The following is a 2,339-nucleotide window of genomic DNA, read 5'->3' as shown; positions in this document are numbered from 1 at the left end:
TGTAGGAAGCGCAACGCCTGTCCGTGGAAATATCTCGCTGAGGTTATCACGGCTCGGCGCCAGGGGCTGGATGTGCCTCCTCTGCCTCTTGCTGCGTAAAAAAAATGAGAGGGGTCTGAACGGTTACCCTGCAAGAGTTCCAAAGCCTCTTCACCGCTGGCTGCTGTGAGTACGTCATAACCCAGAACCTTTAACATACCACCAGCAAGACTGAGCTGCTGTATGTCATCATCAACAACCATGATCGTGCCGGTACCAACCAGCTCATCAATACCAGATTCTCCGGCTTCTGCTTTCTCTGTCTGTGGAGCCTCTTTATCGGTTAAAGGAAAAAACAGGGTAAAGGTTGTTCCCTGCCCCTGCTCACTTTTAACCGTCACCGAGCCTTTATGATCCATAACCGTATTCCAGACCACAGCCAGTCCCAACCCGGTACCACTTCGGCCCATGGTTTTCTTGGTATAAAAGGGTTCAAAAATCCGTTCCTGATCTTCTTGTGAAATTCCCGGGCCGTTATCACGGATACAAAGAACAGCATATTGGCCTGGTTCTATCTGGTACAGAGAATGCCCTGTGGCCTCTGTAATCTCTTCTCTGCTTGTAGAAATTACAATCTCTCCAGATCCGTCAATGGCTTCAGCAGCATTATTGACTAAATTCATCAGGCATTTTGCAATATGAATCGGGGAACAATTAATACACAAAGGATGCGGAGCCATTACAGTGGACAAGATGACCTGTGCATGGCGGGTCTGCACCTCCTGGCATTCTGTGGAAGCAAGATATTCTGTAATAAGTACATTTAAATCAGAAATCTGCTTCACTACTGCCACCCCACGGGCCACGGTCAGCAGATCATCAACCACTGCTGCTGCCCGTTCACCAGCATCTTCAACAGCCTGGGCAAGCTTATGGATCTGCTTATTGTCAGGCAGCTGAAATCGAATCAACTGGGGATAACCAACAATGGCAGCTAAAATATTATTCAGATCATGGGCCACCCCACCTGCCATAAGCCCAATAGCTTCCATCTTCTGGGCCTGATGAAGCTCCTGCTCCAAACGCAGGCGTTCTTCCTGAAGGCGCTCATTGGTGGCGATTTTCTCCTTGAGGTGCTGATTACTTGCAAAAAGAGCTTTTTCTCCTTCCTTAAGTGCTGTTATATCCCAAAAGCTACAGATCGTTCGTACCTCTTGTTCTTTTTCCAAACATGTTTGGGCAATATACAGAGAAATAATCTTTTCCAGACCATCTTTAGTTGTAATCTTCAAGTCCCGATCCAAAGGATTCACCTGTGCCCCGCAGGTCTGGCATAAGAGATCATCAGAAATTTTTTGAAAAAGACAGATCTTGCCCTTTACTTCTTCAGCACTGAAGCCGGTAATTTTTTCAGCTGCCTTATTCCATGCAACAATCCTGTTTTCCTGGTCAATACTAAAAATAGCTGCCGGACTGGTCTCAAGAATAGTTTGCAACTCTCTGCGTTGTGCATCTTCCCTTTTGCCGGTGTTCCATTTATCACACAGAGAAACAGCAACCTGCATCAGTTCATCCGGTTCAAAAGGCTTCCGGAAAAAAAGTAATTTACGAAGGGTGCCAACAGCCTGAGCAATTTCTTCCCGGGAACGATCGGAATAGGCTGTCACAATAACAATCTCAATATCAGGATCACATTCCCGGATACGAATTGCTGTTTCCATCCCATCCCAACCAGGAGGCATTCGAATATCAACAAAAGCTATGGCAAAGGGCTTTTTATCCTGAACAGCCTTCCTGACCATTGCATAGCCCTTCTGGCCCTGAGAAGCATAACTGAGTTCAAATGCATGGATTTCTTCTGAAACCGCTGCATTACTCTGGAGATTTTCTTCCAACAACAAGGTGTTCAGCTGACTCATGCTGGACGTATTATCTTGGGTATCTGGTTGCAAAATCAACTTATATGATTTCCATATATCCCAATCATCATCAATGATGAGTATCCGTTTATTGCCGTTTATCATTTTCACGATCTCCGTACTTATGATTCCGAGGAAGTGTCAGTCGGTAAGCGTATGATAAAATTTGAGCCCATACCCGGGCCTGCACTGACGGCATCAATGGATCCGTTATTGGCTATGAGATAGTTAGCACAGGAATGAAGCCCAAAGCCAGACCCTCTGGCTTTGGTGCTATAACCGAAACGGAAAAAATTCTTTTTCTCTTCCTCAGTCAGGCCCCTGACAGCCTTTTTCTGCTAGCTGGTTAATCTTTTAATTTTACACCAGAAAAAAATGGACATTTGAGATTTTTCTGGTATTAATGTAATAAAAAACGATTTGTCATTGGTAACCAAGGGA

Annotated in this window: 1 protein-coding gene; it reads right to left on the bottom strand. The window is 45.2% G+C overall.

Annotation, left to right across the window (positions count from 1 at the left end; translation table 11 throughout):
* On the bottom strand, positions 1-2,003 hold a 2,003-nt coding region (locus L2082_RS19125), incomplete at its 3' end, for an ATP-binding response regulator (RefSeq protein WP_446012192.1).
* Between the last annotated feature and the right edge of the window lie 336 nt (positions 2,004-2,339).

This window comes from Candidatus Electrothrix sp. (genome assembly GCF_052785085.1).
The sequence above is the reverse complement of the archived record's forward strand: the minus strand, read 5'-3'. Positions and strand labels throughout refer to the sequence as shown.